The 329-nt window shown below is 55.0% G+C and carries 1 rRNA gene (running past one end of the window); it reads right to left on the reverse strand.

The features are described 5' to 3' along the window. A 23S ribosomal RNA gene (locus ACFFK0_RS00435) occupies positions 1 to 329 on the reverse strand (its annotated part continues 44 nt past the right edge of the window); the annotation flags it as partial.

A 329-nucleotide genomic window follows, 5' to 3' on the forward strand; every position in this document is an offset into this window, starting at 1 on the left:
AGGGCTTTTACCTTCTATGCCGGGCCTTTCCAGACCGCTTCACCTAACCTGCTTTTGCCATGTTGACGTCCTACAACCCCAAGGGGCAAGCCCCTTGGTTTGGGCTGTTCCGCTTTCGCTCGCCGCTACTGACGGAATCACTGTTGTTTTCTTCTCCTCCGGGTACTTAGATGTTTCAGTTCCCCGGGTATGCCTTCTCATGCACTATGTATTCATGCATGGATACGCGAGTATTACCTCACGCGGGTTCCCCCATTCGGACATCCTCGGATCGATGCGTGCTTACCGCTCCCCGAGGCATTTCGTCGTTCGCCACGTCCTTCTTCGGC

This window comes from Paenibacillus chartarius, from assembly GCF_042432825.1.
Taxonomy (GTDB): Bacteria; Bacillota; Bacilli; order Paenibacillales; family NBRC-103111; genus Gordoniibacillus; species Gordoniibacillus chartarius.